The organism is Vibrio sp. 10N.222.48.A3 (assembly GCF_041475345.1).
Lineage (GTDB): Bacteria > Pseudomonadota > Gammaproteobacteria > Enterobacterales > Vibrionaceae > Vibrio > Vibrio tasmaniensis_A.
Map to the genome: position 1 here is coordinate 1 of NZ_JBFRVX010001368.1, position 293 is coordinate 293.

Here is a 293-nt window from a genome sequence, read left to right on the forward strand (position 1 = left end):
AGACTCAACCAAATCTCCAGCATTTGTAAAAACCGTTCCTAAACGTGGTTATCAATTTATCGCGACTGTTGAGCGCTCAGCACCACTGTCATCAAACGATCAGCCAACAACAGCTGAAATTGCAGAAAGTGACGTAGAGCCTATTTTAACATTTGCTAATACCACATTAGCTGATGAGGTCATCACTGAAACTATTGATCCAGAGCCAACTGCAAAGGCTCAAGAAAATCATGTCGAAGTCGAGCCAGTAACCAATCAGGTTAAACCTAAAGATGAAAGTTCGAATAAATGGT

General features: G+C 41.0%; 1 pseudogene. It reads left to right on the forward strand.

The window, feature by feature from the left end:
- Window positions 1–293: pseudogene (locus AB4653_RS26405) on the forward strand (transcriptional regulator); the annotation flags it as partial.